Annotated in this window: 16 protein-coding genes and 2 riboswitches; of the genes, 6 read left to right on the top strand and 10 right to left on the bottom strand. The window is 63.7% G+C overall.

Annotated elements, in window-relative coordinates; translation table 11 throughout:
* Window positions 1-120: 120 nt before the first annotated feature.
* Window positions 121-915, bottom strand: a complete 795-nt coding sequence (locus P3T43_RS10300) for a transporter substrate-binding domain-containing protein (RefSeq protein WP_429280940.1) — start codon at window positions 913-915, stop codon at window positions 121-123.
* 190 nt (window positions 916-1,105) lie between these two features.
* Between P3T43_RS10300 and hemE the strand changes: the two genes are divergently transcribed.
* From hemE to P3T43_RS10285, 3 genes are all read left to right on the top strand, one after another.
* A complete protein-coding gene (hemE, locus tag P3T43_RS10295; protein ID WP_429280939.1) occupies window positions 1,106-2,218 on the top strand; it encodes a uroporphyrinogen decarboxylase in 1,113 nt (370 codons plus the stop codon).
* A gap of 456 nt (window positions 2,219-2,674) precedes the next feature.
* On the top strand, window positions 2,675-4,930 hold the full coding sequence (locus P3T43_RS10290; RefSeq protein WP_429280938.1) for a primosomal protein N': 2,256 nt from the start codon (window positions 2,675-2,677) through the stop codon (window positions 4,928-4,930).
* A 179-nt stretch (window positions 4,931-5,109) separates the two neighbouring features.
* On the top strand, window positions 5,110-6,558 hold the full coding sequence (locus P3T43_RS10285; RefSeq protein WP_429280937.1) for a YeiH family protein: 1,449 nt from the start codon (window positions 5,110-5,112) through the stop codon (window positions 6,556-6,558).
* A gap of 255 nt (window positions 6,559-6,813) precedes the next feature.
* On the opposite strand, the gene P3T43_RS10280 is transcribed toward P3T43_RS10285, so the two are convergent.
* Window positions 6,814-7,005 carry a hypothetical protein gene (locus P3T43_RS10280; protein WP_429281035.1) on the bottom strand — a complete coding sequence of 64 codons (192 nt, stop codon included), beginning with the start codon at window positions 7,003-7,005 and terminating at the stop codon, window positions 6,814-6,816.
* 256 nt (window positions 7,006-7,261) lie between these two features.
* On the opposite strand from P3T43_RS10280, the gene putA reads away from it, so the two are divergent.
* From putA to P3T43_RS10265, 3 genes are all read left to right on the top strand, one after another.
* Window positions 7,262-11,206, top strand: a complete 3,945-nt coding sequence (putA, locus tag P3T43_RS10275) for a trifunctional transcriptional regulator/proline dehydrogenase/L-glutamate gamma-semialdehyde dehydrogenase (protein ID WP_429280936.1) — start codon at window positions 7,262-7,264, stop codon at window positions 11,204-11,206.
* Window positions 11,207-11,294: 88 nt separating this feature from the next.
* Entirely contained in the window at window positions 11,295-12,443 is a 1,149-nt protein-coding gene (locus P3T43_RS10270) for a branched-chain amino acid ABC transporter substrate-binding protein (RefSeq protein WP_429280935.1), read from the top strand.
* 301 nt (window positions 12,444-12,744) lie between these two features.
* Window positions 12,745-13,365, top strand: coding sequence for a hypothetical protein (locus P3T43_RS10265; protein ID WP_429280934.1), 621 nt, complete (start codon window positions 12,745-12,747; stop codon window positions 13,363-13,365).
* A gap of 64 nt (window positions 13,366-13,429) precedes the next feature.
* Here the strand turns inward: P3T43_RS10265 and P3T43_RS10260 are convergent, their stop codons facing one another.
* From P3T43_RS10260 to P3T43_RS10225, 8 genes are all read right to left on the bottom strand, one after another.
* Window positions 13,430-15,136, bottom strand: coding sequence for a thiamine pyrophosphate-binding protein (locus tag P3T43_RS10260; RefSeq protein ID WP_429280933.1), 1,707 nt, complete (start codon window positions 15,134-15,136; stop codon window positions 13,430-13,432).
* Between the two features lie 163 nt (window positions 15,137-15,299).
* Window positions 15,300-16,688, bottom strand: a complete 1,389-nt coding sequence (locus P3T43_RS10255; RefSeq protein WP_429280932.1) for an L-serine ammonia-lyase — start codon at window positions 16,686-16,688, stop codon at window positions 15,300-15,302.
* A gap of 29 nt (window positions 16,689-16,717) precedes the next feature.
* A complete protein-coding gene (locus tag P3T43_RS10250) occupies window positions 16,718-17,860 on the bottom strand; it encodes an alginate lyase family protein (protein ID WP_429280931.1) in 1,143 nt (380 codons plus the stop codon).
* A 120-nt stretch (window positions 17,861-17,980) separates the two neighbouring features.
* A complete protein-coding gene (gcvP, locus tag P3T43_RS10245) occupies window positions 17,981-20,911 on the bottom strand; it encodes an aminomethyl-transferring glycine dehydrogenase (RefSeq protein ID WP_429280930.1) in 2,931 nt (976 codons plus the stop codon).
* A gap of 77 nt (window positions 20,912-20,988) precedes the next feature.
* Window positions 20,989-21,369, bottom strand: coding sequence for a glycine cleavage system protein GcvH (gene gcvH, locus P3T43_RS10240; RefSeq protein ID WP_429280929.1), 381 nt, complete (start codon window positions 21,367-21,369; stop codon window positions 20,989-20,991).
* Between the two features lie 63 nt (window positions 21,370-21,432).
* Window positions 21,433-22,551 (bottom strand): glycine cleavage system aminomethyltransferase GcvT, encoded by a 1,119-nt coding sequence (gcvT, locus tag P3T43_RS10235; protein ID WP_429280928.1) that lies wholly within the window; start codon window positions 22,549-22,551, stop codon window positions 21,433-21,435.
* Window positions 22,552-22,633: 82 nt separating this feature from the next.
* Window positions 22,634-22,795: riboswitch (glycine riboswitch) on the bottom strand.
* Window positions 22,796-22,843: 48 nt separating this feature from the next.
* Window positions 22,844-22,946, bottom strand: a riboswitch (glycine riboswitch).
* 140 nt (window positions 22,947-23,086) lie between these two features.
* Entirely contained in the window at window positions 23,087-23,437 is a 351-nt protein-coding gene (locus P3T43_RS10230; protein ID WP_429280927.1) for a hypothetical protein, read from the bottom strand.
* Between the two features lie 228 nt (window positions 23,438-23,665).
* Window positions 23,666-24,718 carry an oxidoreductase gene (locus tag P3T43_RS10225; RefSeq protein ID WP_429280926.1) on the bottom strand — a complete coding sequence of 351 codons (1,053 nt, stop codon included), beginning with the start codon at window positions 24,716-24,718 and terminating at the stop codon, window positions 23,666-23,668.
* Window positions 24,719-24,909: the final 191 nt, after the last annotated feature.

Genomic DNA, 24,909 nt, shown 5'->3' with positions numbered 1-24,909 from the left:
ACATGCGGACGCACGGTTACAGGATTGTGCTGATCAGACCCACATACGGGGACGATGCGGCCAGTCTTCAGGCGCCACCTTCGGGAGCAAAGCGCCTCGGTATGGCGCGCCGGGCCGGCCTCACTTCAACCACTTGTCCGAGATCGACTGATACTCACCGGTAGCCTGCGCCAGGTGAAGCCACTGGTCTACGTACTGCTGGAAAACCACATCGCCACGCGGTAGCAACCATGCCTTCTCGCCGTACTGGAACGGTTTGTCCGGATGCACCGAGCAAAGACCGGGGTTGAGCTTCTGCTGCAGCAGTGTCTCCGAGGCGTCTGTCACCATCACATCGGCCTTGCCGGCCAGGATCTGTTTGAAGATCGTCACGTTATCCGGATACACGGTCAGGGTCGCGTGCGGCAAGTACTGTCTTGCGAAGCGCTCGTTCGTGCCGCCCGGGTTGACGATCACCCGGGTCGCGGGCTGGTCGATCTCCGCGACCGTTTGGTACTTGCTCACGTCGTCGCAACGAACAATGGGCGTTTTACCGTCGACCATGTACGCCTGGGTGAAAAACGCGCGTTTCTGCCGTTCGAGTGACGGCGATACGCCGCCCACCCCGATATCGCACTTTGCCACGAAGTCGTTCATTAGGTTTGACCATGAGGTCTTCACGAATTCGACTTTCGCGCCCAGTGATCTGGCGAGCGACTCGGTCATGTCGATGTCGATGCCCTCGAACTGCCCGTCGCTCCGGTAGAACGAGTACGGCTTGTAGTCGCCGGTCGTACAGGCGCGCAGCGTGCCGCGCGCAACCACCTCATCGAGCCGCGACGCAGCCGCGGGAGGGCTGGCGGTGGTCTGAGCGTGCGCCCTGCCGGCCGCAGCGCCGAACAGCGCGCAGGCTACGATGCATGCTGCCTTGTTCATCGGATCTCCTCGAATTCGGTCATTGTCTGGTCAGGCCGCTGATCATAGCCCGGCAATTCGCCCTTGAATATTGGCCGGATGGCCGAGACAGCCCGGCCGCAGACGACCGCTATAGTCGCGATCCATGAAGATGCGAGATGGGGCGCGCCACGTCCGGTAAAATGGCTCTTTGCCTTCAGTCGTCCGCATCGTGGCCCATAACCTTCTCAACGACACCTTCCTGCGCGCGCTGCTGCGCCAGCCGACCGACTACACGCCGATCTGGCTGATGCGTCAGGCGGGCCGCTACCTGCCCGAGTACAACGCAACGCGCAGCCGCGCCGGCAGCTTTCTCGGCCTGGCGAAAAGTCCGGCCTACGCGACTGAAGTCACGCTACAGCCGCTTGATCGCTACCCGCTCGACGCGGCCATCCTGTTCTCCGACATCCTCACGGTGCCGGACGCCATGGGCCTCGGGCTGGAGTTCGTGACCGGCGAAGGGCCGAAGTTTGCCCGTCCGGTGCGCACCGAAGCCGACGTTGCTCGTCTTGCCGTGCCCGACATCGACGCCACGCTGCGCTATGTGACCGACGCGGTCAGTGAAATCCGCAAGGCGCTGACGGATGCGCAAGGCCGTCAACGTGTGCCGCTGATCGGCTTTTCGGGCAGTCCGTGGACGCTGGCCTGCTACATGGTGGAAGGCGCCGGCTCGGCGGATTTCCGCACCGTGAAGTCCATGCTGTATTCCCGTCCGGATCTGATGCAGCGCATTCTCGAAATCAATGCGCAGAGCGTGGCGGCATACCTGAACGCGCAGATCGAAGCCGGCGCACAAGCCGTGATGATTTTCGACAGCTGGGGCGGCGCGCTGGCTGACGGTGTTTTTCAGCGCTTCTCGCTGCACTACATTAAGCAGGTGGTGAGCCAGCTCAAGCGCACTCACGACGGTGAGAAGGTGCCCGTGATCACCTTCACGAAGGGCGGCGGCCTGTGGCTCGAAGAAATTGCGGCGAGCGGCGTCGACGCGGTGGGTCTCGACTGGACGGTGAATCTCGCCAGCGCACGCGAGCGTGTCGGCGGCCGGGTGGCCCTGCAGGGCAATATCGATCCGTCCGTGCTGTTCGCGCCGCCCTCGGCGATTCGCATGGAAGCGCGGGCCGTGCTCGACAGTTTCGGCAACCATCCGGGCCACGTCTTCAATCTCGGCCACGGCATTTCGCAGTTCACGCCACCCGAACACGTCGCAGAACTGGTCGACGAAGTGCATCGTCACAGCCGCGCCGTTCGCGCTGCTGGAGCAGGCGGAACGCCCCTCGCTACGTGACAATTTTGTTGCACTGCGGCGAGCTGGGCTCTCGGCGTAAGGGAAAAATAGTGTTAACCGGGCCGTCAGATGGCGCTTCCGCCGTTGTCAAGACTTGACTTATGCACACTTATCACGCTGCGGCGCGGTAGAGGCTTTCATCGCAGCATTGCGCTTGCAAGTTGTGTGGACATGAGATCAAGTCCTTGACTGGCAAGGGTTTCCACGGACCGGATAGAAATGTGCGAAATCCCACACAAGGCAGTAGCGGCGCGGTTTTCCGGCCATCCAGACGAAGTTCTCAACAAAGTTATCCACAGGGCGCGCGGGCCAACAGCAATTGTTCAGTCGAATCCAAAACTTAGCGCAGAAAGTGAAGTTTTACTTTAACTTTGCCTTGGCCCCCGTCAATTCACGGTGCGCAGCGCGAGGCAGTGTGCCGCATCCCTCTGCTCAGATTGCCCGGCTGAACCCGACTTGAGCCACGTCTTCGTCCGCGTCGCGCTGGATCATCCATTGCCGACCTTGTTCGACTATCGCTGCGACGCCATGGAGCCGCCGCAGCCGGGCACGCTCGTCAGCGTGCCGTTCGGTCGGCGTCAGGTAGTGGGGCTCGTCTGCGAAGTGACTGCTCACAGTGACGTGCCCGCAGACAAGCTGCGCGCTCTGGACAGTATCTGCGATGCCTGCCCCCCTCTGTCCGCCGAATGGCTGGCGTTGGCGGCCTTTGCTGCGGATTACTATCAGCGGGGCCTTGGCGAGGTCGCGTTGCCGGCTTTGCCGCAAGCGCTACGCGACCCGTCGCGCTGGGTGCGCCTGTTAGCGCCTCAGGAGCGCTACAGTTTGCTGCCGGCCGGTCGCGCGGCGCTGCCCAACGCGTTGCCGGTTCGCGCGAGCGCATTACGACGCCTGGCTCAGGCGCTGGTCGACGAAGACGCCTTACTGGCAGCGGACGCGCGCGTGATTCATCCCAAAGCCGTCGCGACGCTCGATGCCTGGCAAGCCGAAGGCTGGGTGGCGCTGGAGGTGACGGAAGCGGCCGCGCTGGCTGCGCCGGTAGTGAGTGCCGCCGCGCTGCAGGCCGCCGCACCTGATTTGCCCACCCCCACTGACGAGCAGGCCGCTGCGGTCGAAGCGATCCGCGACGCTGACGGCTTCGCCCCATTCCTGCTGCACGGCGTGACTGGCAGCGGCAAAACCGAAGTGTATTTGCGTGCCCTCGCTGCCATTCTCGCGGCACGGCCCGATGCCCAGGCGCTCGTCCTCGTCCCCGAAATCAATCTCACGCCGCAGTTCGAAGCCGCGTTCCGCGCGCGTTTCGCCGCGCTCGACGGTACTTCGATCGTCACCTTGCATAGCGGGCTCGCGGAAGGCGAACGGGCGCGCAACTGGTTCGCCGCGCACAGCGGCCGGGCGCGCATCGTACTCGGCACGCGGCTCGCGGTACTGGCCTCGCTGCCGCGGCTCGCGATCATCGTGGTCGACGAAGAGCACGATCCCGCTTACAAACAGCAGGAAGGCTTGCGCTACTCGGCGCGCGATCTGGCCATCTGGCGCGCCAAGCAACTGGGCTTGCCGGTGGTACTGGGCTCCGCGACGCCCTCGCTCGAAAGCTGGTGGCAGGCTGACCAGGGGCGCTATACGCGGCTCACGCTTTCGCGCCGCGCGGTCGCCGCTGCCGTCTTGCCGACCGTCAAGCTGATCGATCTGGAAGAAGAGCGGCGCCGCGGGCGGGCGTCGGTGGAAGGGCTGTCGGGGCCGCTGATTGCGGCCTTGAAAGCGCGCCTCGAAAAGGGCGAACAAAGCCTCGTGTTTCTGAACCGCCGCGGTTACGCGCCGCAACTGTCCTGCGACGCCTGCGGCTGGGTGGCCGGTTGTCCGCGCTGCAGCGCCTATGCCGTGTTGCACAAGCCGGAGCGCGCGCTGCGGTGCCATCACTGCGGCTGGGAAGCGCGCATTCCGCGTTCGTGCCCGGATTGCGGCAACGTGGATATCGCGCCGCTCGGACGCGGCACGCAACGTGTCGAGGAGACGCTGGCTACCGCGGTGCCGGGTGCGCGGGTACTACGCATCGACGCCGACAGCACGCGCCGCAAAGGCAGCGCGCAGGCGCTGTTCTCCGATGTCCACGCGGGCGACGTCGACATCCTCGTGGGCACGCAGATGATTGCCAAAGGCCACGACTTCCAGCGGGTTTCACTGGTGGGCGTGCTCAATGCCGACACCGCGCTGTTCTCCCACGATTTCCGCGCAAGCGAGCGCCTGTTCGCGCAGCTGATGCAGGTGAGCGGCCGCGCCGGGCGCGCCGGGCTGCCCGGCGACGTACTGGTGCAGACGCGTTATCCACGACATGCGCTGTATCACGCGCTGGCGCGGCACGACTACGTGGGTTTTGCCAACTCGACGCTGGCCGAGCGCCGCGACGCCCATCTACCGCCGTTCGTCTATCAGACGCTGCTACGCGCCGAAGGCCGCACGCTCGAAGCGGCGCTGGCCTTCCTGCAACAGGCCGCCGCGGCGCTGGCGGAGATGCCCTCCGCCGAGCGCGTGACGGTCTACGATGCGGTGCCGCTCACCATCGTCAAGGTGATGCACGTGCATCGCGCGCAATTGCTGATCGAAAGTGCCTCGCGCGCGGCGTTGCAAGCCACGCTGCGGGCCTGGCAACCGGTTCTGCGCACCTTGAAAGGCGTGTTGCGCTGGAATCTCGAAGTCGATCCGCTCGACATCTGACGCTTCAGGCACACGCAGCGGTCTCCGGCCGGCGCGCAAATCCCTTTCAGTCATATTCATAGAGCGAAAGGTCGTTTCAGTTCTGAAAGCCATTCGTCTATATTTCGCCAAATCGGCGCAGTTTTAACAACAATCCCAACTTTCCCGCGCCGACGCACCTCAACTCTCGGGGCTTTGCGATGAGCGATACCAATCACAGCCTGCCGGCGGGCGCAGCACCGGCCAAATCCGATTCCAACCGCGACACAGCCTCCACCACCACGAGGCGCGGTGGCGGCCTGTTCGCCACCGAAGACTGGTGGGCCGTGTGGATCGGCTTGCTGGTCATCGTTGTCGCGTGGGCGTTGTTCGCGTCGGGCAGCAGCATCAAATGGCTCGCCGTCGCGCCCGCCAAATGGTCGGACCCAGCGGCTGCCGCTCAGGATCTGGTCAGACACCTGCCGAACTATGCCGCGCTGTTCGTCGTGTTTGCCGTGTTGTTCGGCGTGAGCCTCGCGGCCCTGAAACAGCGGATCGCGCATTTTCTGCCGTCGTTCCTGATCCTGTTCGTCGCGTCGATCGTGATTTTCTTCCTGGGCGCGTGGATCAACGCGTCGAAGTACAACCTCGAACCGCCGCTGGTTGCGCTCGCGCTGGGTCTGGTGATCTCGAACGTTTTCCGGTTGCCCGAGTGGTTTTCCGCAGGATTGCGCGTCGAGTTCTATATCAAGGTGGGCATCGTGCTGCTCGGTGCGACGCTGCCGTTCACCTTGCTGGTGTGGGCCGGTCCGGTCGCGGTCGGGCAGGCGAGCATCGTTTCGCTGGTGACCTTCTTCGTGATCTTCCTTGCCGCCAAGGCGTTCGGCCTCGACCGCCGCTTTGCCGCGGTGCTCGGCGTGGGCGGAGCAGTGTGCGGCGTTTCGGCGGCGATTGCGATTGCGGGCGCCGTGCGCGCCAAGCGCGAGCAGGCGTCGGTGGCGATTACGCTCGTGATCCTGTGGGCGATCGTGATGATCTTCGTGCTGCCGTTCGCCTCGCGCTCGCTCGGGCTGTCGACCGCCGTCGCCGGTGCGTGGATCGGCACGTCTGAATTTGCAGATGCAGCCGGTATCGCCGCTGCCCAGGCCTATGGCGATTTCGCGAAGCACGCGGGCAGTGCGATTGCCGGTGCGCCGGAAGCCTCGCTGCAGGCTTTCACGCTGATGAAGGTCGTGGGGCGCGATATCTGGATCGGCATCTGGGCGTTCGTGCTGGCGATCGTCGCGACTACCCGCTGGGAGAGCGAGGACCACGGCGTCAAGGCCAAAGCCAACGCCGGTGAGATCTGGGCCCGTTTTCCGAAATTCGTGATCGGCTTCGTGATTGCGTCGGCGCTCGTGACGTGGATCGCGAGCCACTATTCGCTGGTGGATTACCGCAAGGTGGTGACGCCGGAATTCGTCGCGCCGATCACCGCGCTGCGCACCTGGGCGTTTATTTTCTGCTTCCTGAGCATCGGCCTGACGACGCGTCTGCGCCTGCTGAGCGCCACCGGCCTCAAGCCTTTCCTGGCGTTCACGGCTGGTGTGGTCGTCAATATCGCCATCGGCTACGCGCTGTCCGCGCACGTGTTCGCGTCGTACTGGAACAGCCTGGGACAGGGCTCATGACTGAGCCAGCCGAACGCACAGACGCAACTCGGCCGGCACTGCGCGCGTGCCGGCCGAGTTGCGCCGGTTGCCGGTACCGTGCGGACGATCGCGCAACGCTGGAACAGAGCATTCCGGGCCTTGCTGTATTCAGTTCGGGATTTGGAGCGAGCGTGGCGGCAAGCCGGCTTTGCCGCCTGCACGACCAGCTCGTCTCGCCGGATGACGCCTGCAGCCAGTTCGTGGCCCGCAGCTGATCCGCTGTCCGCAGAGGTTTTATTCCTGCACGGCGCTGCGCGCGCCGTTGGGCGCCCGGCGCTGATCGGGCGTTTCCCTTGCCACCGAGCACGTCGCACCGCGAATGAAGAGCACCGCACACATCGCGCACATCGTCCAGATTCCTGCCACTACCAGCCACTTTTCCATTTCGACCACCCCGTAAGCCCCGTACCGTGCGCTATCGCGCATTCTTACTCTGTATAACGGCGCGGTTCCGGATTCGATAAGGGTTGTCAAAAAAGAAATTCATAGGGGAAAGTACTGATGCTGCGGAGCGCTGCTTCCGGAGCGCCGCCACCCGCCTGAAACCCCGGCAGGACAAGGCTTTGACAATGGTGCAACCACGTTATCCTGGTGGTTGCACCTTTTTATTGGGAGGCGTACGATTCGGCCAACTTACTAGTGTTTGGCCGGCGCGCGATGGCTGGCCTATGAAGAAGGAAACATGGCTAGCACCACTCTCGGCGTCAAGGTTGACGACCTCCTGCGTTCCCGGCTGAAAGATGCCGCCACCCGTCTCGAACGGACTCCGCACTGGCTCATCAAGCAGGCGATCTTTGCGTATCTCGAACGGATCGAACACGGCCAATTGCCCGCCGAACTGTCCGGCGTCAGCGGCTCGGCCGAGCTGGGCGACGGCGCGAGCGTCGAAGCCGAAGAGGACGGTGCCTCGCATCCCTTCCTCGACTTCGCCCAGAACGTGCAACCGCAATCGGTGTTGCGCGCGGCGATCACCGCCGCTTACCGTCGTCCCGAGCCGGAATGCCTGCCGTTCCTGCTCGGTCAGGCGCGTTTGCCGGCCAATCTCGCCAACGACGTGCAGACGATGGCCAGCAAGCTGGTCGAAACGCTGCGCGGCAAGAGCAAAGGCGGCGGCGTCGAAGGGCTGATTCACGAGTTTTCGCTGTCGAGCCAGGAAGGCGTGGCGCTGATGTGTCTGGCCGAAGCGCTGCTGCGGATTCCCGATCGCGCCACGCGCGACGCGTTGATCCGCGACAAGATCAGCAAGGGCGACTGGCGATCGCACGTCGGCCAGGCGCCGTCGCTGTTCGTCAATGCCGCCACTTGGGGGCTGATGATCACCGGCAAGCTGGTGACGACCAATAGCGAAACGGGTCTGTCGTCGGCGCTGACGCGTCTGATCGGCAAGGGCGGCGAGCCGCTGATCCGCAAGGGCGTCGATATGGCGATGCGCCTGATGGGCGAGCAGTTCGTCACCGGCGAGAACATCTCCGAGGCGCTGGCGAACAGCCGCAAGTTCGAGGCGCGCGGTTTCCGCTACTCGTACGACATGCTCGGCGAAGCGGCCACCACTGAGGCCGATGCGCAGCGCTACTACGCCTCGTACGAGCAGGCGATCCACGCCATTGGCAAGGCGGCGGGCGGTCGCGGCATCTACGAAGGCCCAGGCATTTCGATCAAGCTGTCGGCGCTGCACGCGCGCTATTCGCGCTCGCAGCAGGAACGCACGATGAGCGAGCTGCTGCCGCGCGTGCGTTCGCTCGCCATCCTCGCGCGCCGTTACGACATTGGCCTGAACATCGACGCTGAAGAGGCCGACCGCCTCGAAATCTCGCTGGATCTGCTCGAAGCGCTGTGCTTCGATCAGGAGCTGGCGGGCTGGAACGGGATTGGGTTCGTGGTGCAGGCGTATCAGAAGCGCTGCCCGTTCGTGATCGACTATATCGTCGATTTGGCGCGCCGCAGCCGTCACCGCATCATGGTGCGCCTCGTGAAGGGCGCCTACTGGGATACCGAGATCAAGCGTGCGCAAGTGGACGGCCTCGAAGGCTATCCGGTCTATACGCGCAAGATCTACACGGACGTGTCGTACCTCGCCTGCGCGAAAAAGCTGCTCGGCGCACCGGACGCGGTATATCCGCAGTTCGCCACGCATAACGCGCATACGCTTTCGGCGATCTATCACCTCGCGGGTCAGAACTACTATCCCGGTCAGTATGAGTTCCAGTGCCTGCACGGCATGGGCGAGCCGCTCTATGAAGAAGTCACCGGCCGCGACAAGCTGAATCGTCCGTGCCGCGTCTACGCACCGGTCGGAACGCACGAAACGCTGCTGGCGTATCTCGTGCGGCGTCTGCTGGAAAACGGCGCGAATACGTCGTTCGTGAACCGCATCGCGGATGAAAACGTCGCGATCAAGGATCTGGTCGCCGATCCGGTGGAAGAAGCGTCGAAGGTCGCGCCGCTCGGCGCGCCGCACGCGAAGATTCCGTTGCCGCGCAATCTGTATGGCGCGGAGCGTCTCAATTCGATGGGCCTCGATCTGTCGAACGAGCATCGACTGGCGTCGCTCTCGTCGGCGCTGCTGGCAAGCGCGCATCATCCGTGGCGCGCGGCGCCGATGCTCGAAGATAACGAAATCGCCGTAGGAACGGCGCGCGATGTGCGCAATCCCGCCGATCATCGCGACCTCGTCGGTACGGTGGTCGAAGCGACGGCGGAGCACGTCAGCGCCGCGCTCGCGCATGCGGTGGCCGCCGCGCCGATCTGGCAGGCGACGCCGGTCGACGCGCGCGCCGATTGTCTCGCGCGTGCAGCAGATCTGCTGGAAGCGCAGATGCATACGCTCATGGGTCTGGTGGTGCGCGAAGCGGGCAAGTCGCTGCCGAACGCGGTGGCGGAAATCCGTGAGGCGATCGACTTCCTGCGCTATTACTCGGCGCAGATCCGCACGGAGTTCTCGAACGACACGCACCGCCCGCTCGGTCCGGTCGTCTGTATCAGCCCGTGGAACTTCCCGCTGGCGATTTTCATGGGCCAGGTTGCCGCAGCGCTTGCCGCCGGCAATACGGTGCTCGCGAAGCCCGCCGAACAGACTCCGCTGATCGCGGCGCAAGCGGTGCGCATCCTGCGCGAAGCCGGCGTGCCGGCGGGCGCGGTGCAACTTTTGCCAGGCGACGGCGAGACGGTCGGTGCGGCACTCGTGGCCGATGTCCGCACCCGCGCGGTGATGTTCACCGGTTCGACCGAAGTCGCGCGTCTCATCAACAGGACGCTCTCGAATCGTCTGGACGCCGAAGGCAAGCCGATTCCGCTGATCGCCGAAACCGGCGGCCAGAACGCGATGATCGTCGATTCGTCGGCGCTCGCCGAGCAGGTGGTGGCCGACGTGTTGAACTCGGCGTTCGACTCGGCCGGTCAACGCTGTTCCGCGTTGCGCGTTCTTTGTCTGCAGGACGACGTCGCGGATCGCACGCTGGAAATGCTGACGGGCGCGATGCGCGAACTCGCGGTGGGCAACCCGGATCGCCTGTCGATCGACGTGGGCCCGGTGATCGATGTGGAAGCGAAGCGCGGCATCGACGCCCACGTCGCGGCGATGCGCGAGAAAGGTCGCAAGGTCGAACAACTGGCGATGCCGGAAGGCGGCGCACAAGGCACCTTCGTGCCGCCGACGCTGATCGAACTCGACAGCATCGACGAGCTGAAGCGTGAAGTGTTCGGTCCGGTGCTGCACGTGGTGCGCTACCGCCGCAACGCGCTCGACAAGCTGCTGGAACAGATCCGCGCGACCGGCTACGGCCTGACGCTGGGCATCCATACGCGGATCGACGAGACCATCGCGCATGTCATCAGCCGTGCGCATGTGGGCAATATCTACGTGAACCGGAACGTGGTGGGCGCGGTGGTCGGCGTGCAACCGTTTGGCGGCGAAGGTCTGTCGGGCACGGGGCCGAAGGCGGGCGGCGCGCTGTATCTGCAGCGCCTGCTGGCGACGCGTCCGGCGGGGCTGCCGAAGTCGTTGGCGCAGTCGTTGGTCACCGACGCGCCGTCGGCGGGCGTAAACGGGGATAATCGGGGCGGCGACAATCCGTCTGCGCCACTGACAACCCTGCGTGACTGGCTGATCAGTGAACGCCAGCCGGCACTCGCGGCGCGTTGCGACGGTTACCTGTCGCAAGGTCTTGCGGGCGCGACGGCCGTGCTGCCTGGACCGACCGGCGAGCGCAATACCTACACGCTGGGCGCGCGTGGCACGGTGCTGTGCGTGGCGTCGACGGCGAGCGGCGCACGCGTGCAGTTTGCCGCGGCGCTGGCCACCAGCAATCGCGCGCTGTTCGAAGGGGCGGCTGGCGAGCAACTGGTGTCAGCGCTGCCGGCCGCACTGAAGCCGTACGCGAGCGTGAAGAAGAACGCCGACACGTCGTTCGATGCCGTGCTGTTCGAAGGGGATAGCGATGAACTGCTCGCGCTGGTGAAGGAAGTGGCCAAGCGCGCCGGTCCGATCGTCTCGGTTCAGGGCGTGGCGGCACGTGCGCTGGAAAGCGGCGACGAGGACTACGCACTCGAACGTCTCCTCACGGAACGCTCGGTCAGCGTGAACACGGCGGCAGCGGGCGGTAATGCGAATTTGATGACGATCGGTTGAGCCAACCTTTAACGGTCGATTCAATAAAACGGAAGCGGTACGGCGACCCCGAAACCGCTCCACACATACCTGGTACCAAGGAGAAGCTATGCAATACAAGATGAAACAGCTGGCAGGCGCGACGCTCGTCGCGGCCATGTCGCTGTCGGGGGCTGCACACGCACAACAGGTTGAAGACGTGAAGGTGGGTTTTGCAGGCCCGATGACGGGCGCACAGGCTCACTATGGCAAGGACTTCCAGAACGGCATCACGCTGGCTGTGGAAGAAGAGAACGCCACCAAGCCGGTGATCGGCGGCAAGCCGGTTCGCTTCGTGCTGGACTCGGCCGACGACCAGGCTGACCCGCGCACCGGTACGACCGTCGCGCAGAAGCTGGTGGACGACGGCATCAAGGGCATGCTCGGTCACTTCAACTCGGGTACGACGATCCCCGCATCGCGCATCTACGCGAACGCAGGCATCCCCGAAATCGCCATGGCGACGGCGCCTGAATACACGCAGCAAGGCTTCAAGACCACGTTCCGGATGATGACGTCCGATACGCAGCAAGGTTCGGTCGCGGGCACGTTCGCGGTGAAGAACCTGGGCATGAAGAAGATCGCGATTGTCGATGACCGCACGGCTTACGGTCAGGGTCTTGCCGATCAGTTCGAGAAGGCAGCGAAGGCGTCGGGTGCGACGATCGTCGATCGTGAGTTCACCAATGACAAGGCTGTCGACTTCAAGTCGATTCTGACCAAGCTGAAGTCGGTCAATCCTGATCTGATCTACTACGGTGGTGCTGATTCGCAAGCGGCGCCGATGGTCAAGCAGATGAAGACGCTGGGCGTCAAGGCTCCGCTGATGGGCGGTGAGATGGTTCACACGCCGACGTTCCTGCAGCTGGCTGGTGATGCGGCTAATGGCACGGTGGCTTCGCTGGCTGGTCTGCCGTTGGAGCAGATGCCTGGTGGTGCTGATTACGTCGCCAAGTACAAGAAGCGCTTCAATGAAGACGTGCAGACGTACTCGCCGTATGCCTATGATGGCGCGATGGCCATGTTCGATGCCATGAAGAAGGCTAACTCCACCGATCCGGCCAAGTATCTGCCGCTGCTCGCCAAGACTGATATTCCTGCTGTCACGAGTACTCATCTCGAGTATGACGCCAGGGGCGATCTGAAGAATGGTGGGATTACGCTGTATAAGGTTGTCGACGGTAAGTGGACGACGCTGCAAAGCGTGGGTGGAAAGTAAGCTTTTTTTGCCGGACGGCGCTTGAGGGTGGTGTTTGAGCGCGGGTTGTTTCGGCTTGGCTGTTGTAGCCCTGCGGGTCTGTTCTGACTCGTGGGGCTTTGTTTTTTTGCCTTTGGTTTTTTGCTTTTTTGCTTTGGATTTTGGCCGTCAACAGCGATAGAACCGAGCATGCCTCATCGCCACATCACAAGTGGGCCGCGATCCATGTTCATGTGATCGCATCAGGCGCCTGGTACGTGAAGTTCCACTTCATCGGTGATCCGGATACCCTGTTTATCAGCGTTCATCAGTGAGCGGAGCCATGAACACGAAATTGTATGAAGAGGGCGAGAAAAGTAAGGCAATCTGCGAGACTTGCGATCAGATTGTCACCACCACCTTCGTCCGGCGTGACGTGCCGTTTAGCGACGGCAACGGTGAGGCGAAAAATATTCTCGTTTCTGTCTGCGACCTTTGCGATGAGATGGTTGCAGTTCCAGCGCAGTCCACACCGGCTATTCGCGAAGCGCGTTTAAAGATAGTCAAAGCCGTCGAGGCTCAGTTGCCCGCTATTTATCTGGATATGCTCGACCTCGCGGCATACACCATCGACAGCGCAAGCTCCACTGAGTTTCGCAAGGTTCTGATGGTCTTTTATCTGCATCGCTTCGCTTCCGGTGAGTATCCGAGGGAGCGCCTGCTGCGAGCCCATCGCGCAGGCATGGAGCGTTTCAAGGAAGAGCGCGGAGCGGCACGCAGGCGCCTCTCCATGAAGGTGACGCCACGCATCGCTGAAGACATCCAGACGCTGATCGACGATACGTCCATGAGTCAGACGGAAGTGATCAAGTCGGTGATCTATCAGATTCAGGCGGACGTGGTCCAGGCGCGCAAACCAGCTTTGATGAAAGAGCTCAGCGCCTTGTCCGTGATTTCCGCCTAGCGGGGGATGGTTGCGAGCGCGTTGGGCGGTCCCGCTCACCAGGACCACCCGTGACCGCCTGTTTCTACTCGCCCCGCAATTTGCGTCCCTGTTCCCTGATCTGCTCCAGGGTCGCGCCCGGTGTGCTCGCTTCCTGCGGCATGCGAATTTCGATCACCGCCGCGCGTTTCGCCGCCAGCGAACGTTCGAGCGCCGGCAGGAAATCTTCCGTACGCTCCACCGTCTCGCCATGCGCGCCAAACGATCGCGCGAATGCCGCGAAATCAGGATTCGTGAGACCGGTTCCGTGCACGCGGTTCGGATAATGCCGCTCCTGATGCATGCGGATCGTGCCGAAGTGACTGTTGTTCACCACAATGAACAGGACGTGCAAGTCGTATTGCATCGCCGTCGCCAGCTCCTGGGCGGACATCATGAAGCAGCCATCCCCAGCCAGCGCCACCACCGCGCGCTGCGGATAGAGCGACTTCGCTGCAATCGCCGCCGGCACGCCGTAGCCCATCGCGCCGCTCGTCGGTGCCAACTGCGAGCGGAAATGCCGGTACGAGAAATGACGATGCAGCCAGGTCGCGTAGTTGCCCGCGCCATTGGTCAAGATGGCGTCGTGGGGCAAGTGCGCGCGCAGTTGCTGAATCACTTCACCCATCTGCACGTCGCCCGGGATTGGACGCGGTGTGCGCCAGTCGAGATAGGCGCGGTGTGCCTCGTCCGCGCTTCCCGTCCACGCTAACGCGGCCGAAGGAGGCTGCAATGATGCAAGAAGGGAGGCAAGTTCGGGCATCCCCGAGACGATCGGCAAATCCGCCGAATACACGCGGCCCAATTCCTCCGCGCCCTGATGCACGTGAACCAAGGTCTGCTTCGTTTTGGGAATGTCCAGCAACGTGTAGCCGTTGGTCGTCGCTTCACCGAGGCGCGGGCCGAATACCAGCAGCAGGTCCGCATCGCGGATGCGTTTCGCCAACGCCGGGTTGATGCCGAGGCCCACATCGCCCGCGTAATTCTGGTGGTCGTTATCGAGCGTGTCCTGGAAGCGGAACGCGAGGCCAATCGGCAACTGCCAGTTTTCGACAAAGCGCTTTAGATCGGCACGCGCATCGGGTGTCCAACCGCTGCCGCCGGCGATGATCATCGGTCGCTGGGCGCCTTCGAGCAATTGCCGCAGTTGCTCGATCTGCGCCATCGAGGGCGACGCAGCCACGCGGTGATACACCGGCGCACCCGGCACTACGGGGCACAATTCGCTCAACACGTCTTCCGGCAACGACAGTACCACCGGGCCTGGCCGTCCCGAAGTCGCGGTGTGAAACGCGTGGCTGAGGTATTCAGGAATCCGCTTCGGATCGTCGATCTGTGCGACCCATTTGGCCATCTGGCCGAACATGCGCCGATAGTCGATTTCCTGGAAGGCTTCGCGGTCCAGATGCTCGCGTGCGCATTGGCCGATCAGCAGAATCATCGGCGTCGAATCCTGGAACGCGGTGTGCACACCAATCGAGGCGTGCGTCGCGCCGGGTCCGCGCGTGACGAGCGCGACGCCTGGGCGCCCGGTCAGCTTGCCGACGGCTTCAGCCATATTGGCCGCGGCAGCTTCGTGCCGGCACACGATGGTCTGGATACGCTCGGTCTCATCATGCAGCGAGTCGAGCACGGCAAGAAAACTCTCACCGGGAACGCAGAAAACACGTTCGACACCATGCGTCAGCAAGGCATCGACTACAAGGCGCGCACCAGTGGTGGTGGCGGAAGCGGGAACGTTCGGCAGCGGCATTGCGATGAAGCCTCCAGTCGGGTCGGTCGGGCTGATTAGCTTCGACAGCTTACGCCGACTGGGTGACCGGTGTCACGACGTCAGACGATGACGCGATGCATCATCTCAGGCACGGCGCAAGGACGCGGGCAACGCCAGATGCCACACGCAACACGCGAGCCCATCAACACTCGACGATATTCACCGCCAACCCGCCGCGCGAGGTTTCCTTGTACTTGGTCTTCATATCGGCGCCGGTTTCACGCATCGTCTTGATGACCGAGTCCAGCGAAACATAGTGACTGCCGTCGCCGCGCAGGGCCATCCGTGCCGCGTTGACCGCTTTCACCGACGCCATCGCATTGCGTTCGATGCACGGAATCTGCACCATGCCGCCCACCGGGTCGCAGGTCAGTCCAAGGTTGTGTTCCATGCCGATTTCCGCGGCATTCTCAACCTGCTCCGGCGTGCCACCCATGACGGCCGCCAACGCGCCTGCCGCCATCGAGCATGCCACTCCCACCTCGCCCTGGCAGCCCACTTCCGCGCCCGAGATCGATGCATTCAGCTTGTACAGAATGCCGATTGCCGCCGCCGTCATCAGAAAATCGATCACACCTTGCGGGTTCGAGCCCGGCATAAACCGCGTGTAGTAATGCAGCACCGCCGGAATAATTCCAGCGGCGCCGTTGGTCGGCGCGGTGACCACCCGTCCGCCGGCCGCATTCTCTTCATTGACGGCGATCGCGTACAGATTGATCCAGTCGACCATCGACAGCGGATCGCGCAGCGCCAACTCCGGATTCCCCGACAGCGAGCGATACAGCTGGGGCGCGCGCCGCTTCACCTGGAACGGTCCCGGCAGCGTGCCGTCAGCATCCGGATTGCCGATGCCGCAACCGCGCGCGACACACGACTGCATCACGTCCCAGATCTTCATCAAGCCAGCGTGTGTCTGTTCTTCGGTATGCCACACGCGCTCGTTTTCCCACATCAACTGCGCGATGCTCTTACCGGTGGCGTTGCACAGCGCCAGCAGTTCATTGCCGCTGCGAAACGGATGCGGTAATTGATCGACGGCGCTCAGCACCTTGGTATTCGGCGCACCGGCGGTGACCACAAAGCCGCCGCCAACCGACAGATACGTCGACTCGCGCAGCGTCTCACCTTGCGCGTCGAAGGCACGCAGCTTGAGTCCGTTCGGATGCTCGGTGAGCGCCTGACGATAGAACGAAATGTGATCCTTCTGCACGAACGGCACCGGATGGGTGCCGAGCAGCGCCAGCGAGCGCGAAGTGCGTACCGCTTCAAGACGCTGCGCGATCGTGTCGGGGTCGACGGTATCCGGCGCATCGCCCATCAGGCCAAGCATCACGCCGCGGTCGGTGCCGTGGCCCTTGCCGGTTGCACCGAGCGAACCGTACAGATCGACCTTCACCGAAGCCGTGGCCGGCAGCAATCCATCGCGCTCGAGCCCTTGAACGAACATCAGCGCCGCGCGCATCGGCCCGACCGTATGCGAACTGGACGGCCCAATGCCGATTTTGAAGAGGTCGAACACGCTGACTGCCATTACTGCTCCTGCTTAAGAAAAAATCGGATTTACCGCGCGGGCAGCGGCAGGCACACGGCCAGCCACGCGGGCGGGGTCGGCGCCAGATGCAGCGCGATCGGCGTATAGCGGCCATCGAGCCGCGCAGCCAGGTGAAACAGTTCCGCCGCATTCTTCGGATCCCACTGACCCGAATAGCCCGGCAAGCCGGCTTCGCGACGCTTTGCATCGAACGGGACGTCCGAATGCACAAATTCGTCATGCGTCTTCGTGCCCAATGCGTAGGGCGTCAACCAGTTGAGTGCGGCTGCCAGCGTCGCACCATTGGTTGCCTTCTCCGGCAACCAGTTGCGGTTGTGGCGCCGTGCCGCGAGCGCCGCGGTTACGAGCGGCTGCAAGTCGTAGGTCACATAATGCAGCGCATCGCGCTCCTTGAAGTCGATCGTCGCGCCGTCCGGCTCGATGTTGTCCCCAAGGTGTTCCACGAACAGACGCTGCGCCGCGTTGATCATCTTGCGGTTGTCGAGCGTGAAAGCCGCCATTGCGATCAACTTGATGCGGTGGCTCTGCCAGTTGTTGCGAAGATTGCCCGTTAGCGGACGCGGCTGCGCGTCGATCTGCGCGATATAACCGTTACCGAGCTTCGTTAAAAACGCCATCGCCGCGTTGCGGGTCTTCACGGGCAACGCACTCGCGGTCATGTCGTAAGCGAGGATCAAGCCTTCGAAGTGCGTTTCGTCGATCGGGTTGAAACTCGGCTGATAAGTGGTCACCCACGCGTACAACAAGCGGTCGACCAGCTTCAGATAACGGTCGTCGCTGGTGGCGCGCCAGGCGAGCGCGGCGTCGCGCAACAGGTCGAGATCCTGTTCGGCTTCGACGCTTTGATCGTAAATGCCCTCGTGCGGCAGCGTGCCTTCGGTATGTAGCTTCGACACGGCATGGGCCGGGTCGTTCAGATGCGCTTCCACATTGCTGACAAGCGCCTTGACGCCCGGATCGGCATTGGTGCGTTCGCTGGTTTGCAGCGCAGGCGCCGCACAAAAATTCATTGCTGCGCGGGCATGCCGCACCGGCAGCATGACGGCGCCGCACACCAGCAACAGCGTCGCGAGCGGTGTGCGCGCCGCCTGCCAGCACGGCATGCGCCGTGTATCGCTCCGGCTTTCCATCATTAGCACCTTTCGCACCATGCGAAACTCCTTCGTTGGGCTGATTCGGTGTGTGATGTTAGCCGTTCCCGGACGCGAACGACAGGACCGCGCACCACCCTCAGGCGGTGCGCGCTTCAGGACCGTTGCTGCAGCAGCGTGTTACGCGTAATCCGCGATCGGCACGCAGGAGCAGAACAGATTGCGGTCGCCATACACGTTGTCCGCGCGCCCGACCGGCGGCCAGTACTTCTTCGCGATCAGGGACGGTAGCGGATACGCCGCTGTTTCACGTGCATAAGCGTGCTTCCAGTCATTCGCAATCACGACGGCGGCCGTGTGCGGCGCGTGCTTGAGCGGATTGTCTTCACGGTCCGAGCGGCCTTCCTCGACGGCACGGATTTCCTCGCGGATCGCCGTCATCGCTTCAATGAAGCGGTCGAGTTCTTCCTTCGATTCCGATTCGGTCGGCTCGACCATCAGCGTGCCCGGCACCGGGAAGCTCATGGTGGGCGCATGGAAGCCGTAGTCGGCCAGACGCTTGGCGACGTCGTCGACGGTGATGCCGCTGGTTTCCTTGATCGGACGCAGATCGAGAATGCACTCGTGCGCGACCAGTCCGCCCGGGCCCGAGTACAGCACCGGATAGTGCGGTGCGAGCTTGTTGGCGACGTAGTTGGCGTTGAGGATCGCGGTTTCAGTGGCCGCAGTGAGGTTCTTCGCGCCCATCATCGCGATGTACATCCACGAGATCGGCAGGATCGAAGCGGAGCCGTAAGGCGCGGCGGACACGGCGCCGATGCCTTGCGGCGCGCGCTCATAACCCGATGAGGCCTGATTAGGCAGGAACTTCGCGAGGTGCGCGCCGACCGCCACCGGACCGACACCCGGACCGCCGCCGCCGTGCGGAATGCAGAACGTCTTGTGCAGGTTCAGGTGGGAGACGTCGCCGCCAAACTGGCCCGGCGCCGTGAGGCCGACCATCGCATTCATGTTTGCGCCGTCCACATACACCTGGCCGCCGTGCGCATGCACGATCTCGCAGATTTCGCGCACGTTCGCTTCGAACACGCCATGCGTCGACGGGTACGTGATCATGATCGCCGCGAGCTTGTCCGCGTGCTGTGCGGCCTTCGCCTTCAGGTCTTCGATATCGACGTTGCCTTGTGCATCGCACGCCACCACGACCACTTGCATGCCGGCCATCTGCGCCGACGCCGGGTTCGTGCCGTGTGCCGACGCGGGGATCAGGCAGACATTCCGATGTCCTTCGCCGCGCGAGGCGTGGTAGGCGTGGATGATCAGCAGACCGGCGTATTCGCCTTGCGAGCCGGCGTTCGGTTGCAGCGACACGGCCGCGTAACCGGTGGCGGCCACCAGCATCTGTTCGAGCTGATCGATCATTTCGCGGTAGCCGACGGTTTGCTCAGCGGGTGCGAACGGATGAATCTGACCGAACTCGGGCCACGTGACCGGCAGCATTTCCGACGTCGCATTCAGCTTCATGGTGCAGGAACCGAGCGGGATCATCGAACGGTCGAGCGCCAGATCCTTGTCGGACAGGCTGCGCAGATAGCGCAGCATGTCCGTTTCCGAATGATGACGGTTGAACACATGATGCGTGAGGTACGCGCTGGTGCGTTCGAGCGCTTCCGGCACGGTGCTTTGCGCGGGCAGGTCGGCGTCGAGCGCGTCGATTTGCGGCACTTCGCTGACAAACGCCGCTTGCGCGAACACGGCCAGCAGATCGGCCAGATCGCTGCGACGAGTGGTTTCGTCGATCGAGATGCCAACGCGCGTATCGCTCACGCGGCGCAGGTTGATGCGCCGTGCGGTGGCGGCGTCATGCAACGCCTGGGTGCGGGCGCCGGTTTCGAACGTGAGCGTATCGAAGAAGGTCTCGTTGACGAGCGTGTAGCCGAGCTTTTTCGCGCCGGCCGCGAGCAGCGCGGCGATGCGGTTAACGCGTTGTGCAATTGTCTTCAGGCCAAGCGGGCCGTGATACACGGCGTACATGCTGGCCATGATCGCCAGCAGCGCTTGCGCGGTACAGACGTTCGAAGTCGCCTTTTCACGGCGGATGTGCTGTTCGCGCGTTTGGAGCGCGAGACGCAGCGCGGGCTTGCCTTGCGCGTCGACGGTGACGCCGACGAGACGGCCCGGCATCTGCCGCTTGAATTCGTCGCGCACGGCCAGATACGCTGCGTGCGGACCGCCGAAGCCAACCGGCACACCAAAGCGCTGCGTGTTGCCGACGGCCACGTCCGCGCCCCATTCGCCCGGCGGCGTGAGCATGGTGAGGGCGAGCAGATCGGCCGCGGCGACCACGTGGCCGCCTGCAGCATGGATCGCGTCAGCCAGCGCGCGGTAGTCGCGCACATCGCCGTTCACGCCCGGGTATTGCAGCAGCACGCCGAAGGCGTTGGCGCTGGCCGCGTCCGCAGCCGGACCGACCTTCACTTCGATGCCGACTGGCGTGGCGCGCGTCTTCACCACTTCGATGGTTTGCGGCAGGACGTCGTCGGCGACGTAGAAAATGTTCGATTTCGGCTTGCCCACGCGTTGCAGCAGCGTCATCGCCTCGGCGGCGGCCGTGGCCTCGTCGAGCAGCGAGGCGTTGGAAATGGCGAGACCCGTCAGGTCGATGATCATCTGCTGGAAATTCAGCAGCGCTTCGAGACGGCCTTGCGAGATTTCCGGCTGATACGGCGTGTAAGCCGTGTACCAGGCCGGGTTTTCGAGCACATTGCGCAGGATCACCGTCGGCGTGTGCGCGTTGTAATAGCCCTGCCCGATATACGAGCGGAACACCTGGTTCTTGTCCGCCAGTTCGCGCAGCGCGGCGAGCGCTTCGGCTTCGCTCCTGGGCTGGGCAAAGGGGCCGAGCGGCAGCGCTTCGCTGCGGCGGATCGTCTGCGGAATCACGGCGTCGATCAGCGCGGCGCGCGATGCGAAGCCGAGGGCTTCGAGCATCGCTTGCTGGTCGGCCGAATCCGGGCCGATGTGCCGTTCAGCAAAGGCGTCATGCACTTCGAGCGCGGCGAGCGAGAGAGGAGTGCGGTTCATCAGACGATCCGGGTGTTCGAGCTTCATGAGGTGTTCCTGGCGGTGCGGCCGTCCGCGTTCGTCGGACGCCGCACCTGACGGTTGATACGGGTGTTGAAAAACGCTTAGGCGCCGATGGCCTTCGTATAGGCGTCGGCGTCGATCAGGCGTTCTTGCGTGGCGCCGGCTGCCGGCTTGACCTTGAACAGCCAGCTTTCATACGGCGCGCTGTTGACCGAGTCGGGTGTGTCGGCCACGGCCGTGTTCGCTTCGATGATTTCGCCCGAGACCGGCGCGTAGATGTCGGAAGCGGCTTTCACGGATTCGATGACCGCGACGGTGTCGCCGGCGCTCACGGTCTTGCCCAGTGCCTGGACTTCGAAGAAGACGATGTCGCCGAGCGCTTCCTGCGCGTGGTCGGTGATGCCGACCGTCAGCGTACCGTCTGCTTCAGTGCGGACCCATTCGTGCGATTCGGTATATTTCAGATCGGCCGGGATGCTCATCGGATGCTCCTATGCGGTGGGTTCGGTAAAAATCTAAAAGAGGGGGCGCGCGCGCAACGGACGTTAAGCGGCAAGCACTTTTCCGTTGCGCACGAATGGCAGTTTTACCACGCTTGCGGGAAGGGCTTTGTCACGGATTTGCACGTGAACGATATCGCCGGGCTTCACTTCCTTCGGCACGCGGGCGAAGGCAATGGATTCCTGCATGGTGGGCGAGAACGTGCCGCTCGTGATTTCACCGTCGCCGTGCGGCGTGACCACCTTCTGATGGGCGCGCAGCACGCCGCCCGCCTTGCCGTTTTCCTTTTGCAGGATCAGGCCGACGAAAGCGCACTGGCAACCGTCTGCTTCGAGCTTCGACTTGCCGACGAAATCGCGCGGCGAAACCAGATCCACGGTCCAGGCGAGACCGGCGTCCAACGGCGAGACGTTGTCGTCCATGTCCTGGCCGTAGAGATTCATGCCGGCTTCGAGACGCAGCGTGTCGCGCGCGCCGAGACCGGCGGGGCGCACGCCCTGGCGCACCAAAGCATCCCAGAACTCGCAGACCGAAGTAGCCGGCAGGACGATTTCGAAACCGTCTTCGCCGGTGTAGCCGGTGCGGGCGATCATCAATTCACCAAACGGCGTGTTGTCGACGATGGCGGCGTTGAACGGCTTGAGCAACTCGGTCGAGGAGCGCGCGGACGGCGCGACCTGCCAGACCTTGTCGCGGGCGTTCGGGCCCTGCACGGCGACGATCGACAGATCGCGGCGCGGCGTAATGGTCAGGCCGTAGCTGCCTTCGGTATTGAGCCTGGTGAACCAGGCGATGTCCTTCTCGGCGGTGGCGGCGTTGACCACCAGGCGGAAGTGATCTTCGCTGAAGAAATAGGCGATCAGATCGTCGATCACGCCGCCGTCCGGATTCAGCAGACAGGAATAGAGCGCGCGGCCCGCCGTTTGCAGCTTGCCGACATTGTTGGCCAGCGCGTGCTCGAAGAAGGCGCGTACGCGCTCGCCGGTGAAATCGACCACGCACATGTGGGATACGTCGAACATGCCGGCGTCGGTGCGCACGGCGCGATGTTCGTCGATCTGCGAGCCGTAGTTGACGGGCATGTCCCAGCCGCCGAAATCGACCATGCGGGCATTCAGCGCGCGATGGGTGGCGTTAAGCGGGGTGTGTTTGAGTTCGGTCATCGGGGCCTCAGGCAGTCTCGCGAAACAAAAAGGCCATGCGGCTTGATCCCTCGCGGCCGGAATGCCTGCGAACGATGCCATGCATGACCCCTCTGTCCTCGATACCTGAGAGATTGCGCTGCCGTGCGGGTCTGCAAGCCTTGGCAAGCCGACCCGGTGCAACGCTCGCCCCTTCGGTGGGCAGCTTGCCTGGCTCGATGATGGTCGACGCCGGTGGCTACTGCCGCTCTCCAGAGTGCGAAAAACCAGTGCCTGATGGAAGTCCGGACCATGCCGGTATCAGACGGGTTCTTCGACGCGGTCGGTCCTTTTGCCTGAGAGTTTGCGGGTGTGCCCCTTCGGCGGTGCGGCCTGCGAAAACAACCGCGGCCAGCACGCTCTCCCGACGCGTGCGGCGAATGTACGCGAGGCCCGGAGGCTTGTCAAATGGAGGCTTCAGAGGGACGCGCGGTGGTGCGATGCACGCGGCGCACGCCAAAAAAAGGCGCGGGGAGCAACCCCGCGCCGATGCCGCAATGGCAGATTGCCGAACGGCTTATTCGCCGATTGCGCGAGCCGCGCCGTCGAGTTCCTGATTCAGCACGCGCTGTTCGTCGCTGGACAGGCCGCCGCCATGCTGGACCGCCATGTCATGGGCTTCCTGACGGATCTCGTCGAGGCGGTGATGCAGTGCGCCACCTTGCGGCGGCGGGTACACGCCCGCGTTGACGTGCGCGTCGATACGGCGGCTCAGATTGTCGGTACGGCCGTCGACTTGCCTGAGACGTTGTACGGCGATTTCGTGTGCGTCTGGACGCGGTGCCGGTGCCTGCGGCTGCGTCACCACGCAGGCCGCGAGGGAAGAAACCAGCGCGCAGCCAGCCAGCGCACGGATGAAACGTTGCATACCTGTTCTCCTTTGTGGACCGGAGGGAGCACCTTGGCGGTGGCTCCGGTCCCGTGCAATAAAGTTGCGGCGGATCGATGGTCAGATCGATACCGGATAGCAACGGCTAGCCGTGACTACCCGATGACCCGAATCGCGCAACAGATTGTAACGGAGCGCTCCTTTCGGAACTGTTGGCAGCAGTTACCGTCGTGTAAGCCGTGACTTGCGATGACTTGCGCGGCAATCTCAGCGGATTCGCTCGAATGGCAGGCGTTGTCCTTCGGCTTCGCTGCGCGCGGCCAGTTCGATGATCGTCATGACGTCGACGGCGTCCTGCGGACTGACCGGGAAACGCTCGCCGTCCTGGATCGTGGCGGCGAGCGCCTGGTAGAAGCCGACGTAGTCGCCGTCGCGAGTCGGCAAGGCGCGCTCGACTTCCTGATTGTTCGCGCCCAGCACGCGCAGCAGACCGGGCGCGTTACCGCCGGCGAAACCGGCGTCGCCCGGGCGTAGACCAGCTTTCAGCTGATCTTCCTGAGTATCCAGTTCGCCTTTGATGTAACTGCCGCGTGTGCCGTCAATCGCAAAGCGCGGCGGCGCGAGAGCGGTGAGGGCGCTGGCATGCAGCACCACTTCGAGGCCGTCGTAGCCGAGTTGCAGATGCACGTAGTCAGGCGCGCCGCCGCCGTCGCGAGCCGTTTTGACGGTGGCCGACACGGTGGCCGGCGGGCCGAACAGCGCGAGCGCCTGGTCGATCAGATGCGGGCCGAGATCGAACAGCAGGCCGCCGCCGCGCGACGCTTCTTCACGCCAGCGCGGTCGCACATCGGGACGGAAGCGGTCGAAATGCGATTCGTAATGCGTGACGCGGCCCAACTCGCCGCTCGCGAGCAGATCGCGGACGGTGAGGAAATCGCCGTCCCAGCGGCGGTTGTGAAACGGCGCGAAGGTGAGGCGGCGGGCGAGCGCCAGATTGGCGAGCGTCATGGCTTCCGTGGCGGTCAGCGTGACCGGCTTGTCGACCACGACGTGCTTGCCGGCTTCGAGCGTGCGTTTGGCCAGTTCGAAGTGAGTGTCGTTGGGCGTTGCGATCACCACGCATTCGATGTCGTCGAGCGCGAGCAGGGCTTCGAGATCGGGCACGACGTTGGCGCGCGGGTAGTCGGCGCGCGCCTGCTCGGCCTTGCTGGTGGCGATCGCCGCCACGGTGGCCCGGCCGCAGTGTTCGATGACCGGCGCGTGGAAGGTCGCGCCGGCAAAACCGTAACCCATCAATCCTGTTTTCAGCGGTGCAGACATGTGAGTTTCCTGCAAAAAGGGCGCGCCGCTTTGCCACCGCGGCGGCGGCGCGCGGCCTGTAATTGTGGCATGTCCCGCGCGGCGCTTGTACGGCTTGCAAAGGGCTGGATCGCGGGGCCGCGCTCGCGGGGCACGCCCGGGCTTCGTGTTAACATCCCTCCTCTCGCGCGGATCGGCCTGGCCGATCTGCC

This window comes from Paraburkholderia sp. GAS41, assembly GCF_050436545.1.
Taxonomy (GTDB): domain Bacteria; phylum Pseudomonadota; class Gammaproteobacteria; order Burkholderiales; family Burkholderiaceae; genus Paraburkholderia.
Note: the sequence above shows the minus strand (reverse complement) of the source record. Positions and strands in the feature narration are given on the sequence as shown.

What these genes read in the sequence shown, in the direction of transcription:
- P3T43_RS10265 (WP_429280934.1), top strand. Translation starts at nt 12,745, where the DNA reads ATGAACACGAAATTGTATGAAGAGGGCGAGAAAAGTAAGGCAATCTGC.
- gcvP (WP_429280930.1), bottom strand. Translation starts at nt 20,911, where the DNA reads ATGAAGCTCGAACACCCGGATCGTCTGATGAACCGCACTCCTCTCTCG.
- P3T43_RS10255 (WP_429280932.1), bottom strand. Translation starts at nt 16,688, where the DNA reads ATGGCAGTCAGCGTGTTCGACCTCTTCAAAATCGGCATTGGGCCGTCC.
- gcvH (WP_429280929.1), bottom strand. Translation starts at nt 21,369, where the DNA reads ATGAGCATCCCGGCCGATCTGAAATATACCGAATCGCACGAATGGGTC.
- gcvT (WP_429280928.1), bottom strand. Translation starts at nt 22,551, where the DNA reads ATGACCGAACTCAAACACACCCCGCTTAACGCCACCCATCGCGCGCTG.
- P3T43_RS10270 (WP_429280935.1), top strand. Translation starts at nt 11,295, where the DNA reads ATGCAATACAAGATGAAACAGCTGGCAGGCGCGACGCTCGTCGCGGCC.
- P3T43_RS10260 (WP_429280933.1), bottom strand. Translation starts at nt 15,136, where the DNA reads ATGCCGCTGCCGAACGTTCCCGCTTCCGCCACCACCACTGGTGCGCGC.
- P3T43_RS10250 (WP_429280931.1), bottom strand. Translation starts at nt 17,860, where the DNA reads ATGGTGCGAAAGGTGCTAATGATGGAAAGCCGGAGCGATACACGGCGC.
- P3T43_RS10230 (WP_429280927.1), bottom strand. Translation starts at nt 23,437, where the DNA reads ATGCAACGTTTCATCCGTGCGCTGGCTGGCTGCGCGCTGGTTTCTTCC.
- putA (WP_429280936.1), top strand. Translation starts at nt 7,262, where the DNA reads ATGGCTAGCACCACTCTCGGCGTCAAGGTTGACGACCTCCTGCGTTCC.
- P3T43_RS10285 (WP_429280937.1), top strand. Translation starts at nt 5,110, where the DNA reads ATGAGCGATACCAATCACAGCCTGCCGGCGGGCGCAGCACCGGCCAAA.
- P3T43_RS10225 (WP_429280926.1), bottom strand. Translation starts at nt 24,718, where the DNA reads ATGTCTGCACCGCTGAAAACAGGATTGATGGGTTACGGTTTTGCCGGC.
- P3T43_RS10300 (WP_429280940.1), bottom strand. Translation starts at nt 915, where the DNA reads ATGAACAAGGCAGCATGCATCGTAGCCTGCGCGCTGTTCGGCGCTGCG.
- P3T43_RS10280 (WP_429281035.1), bottom strand. Translation starts at nt 7,005, where the DNA reads ATGCGCGATAGCGCACGGTACGGGGCTTACGGGGTGGTCGAAATGGAA.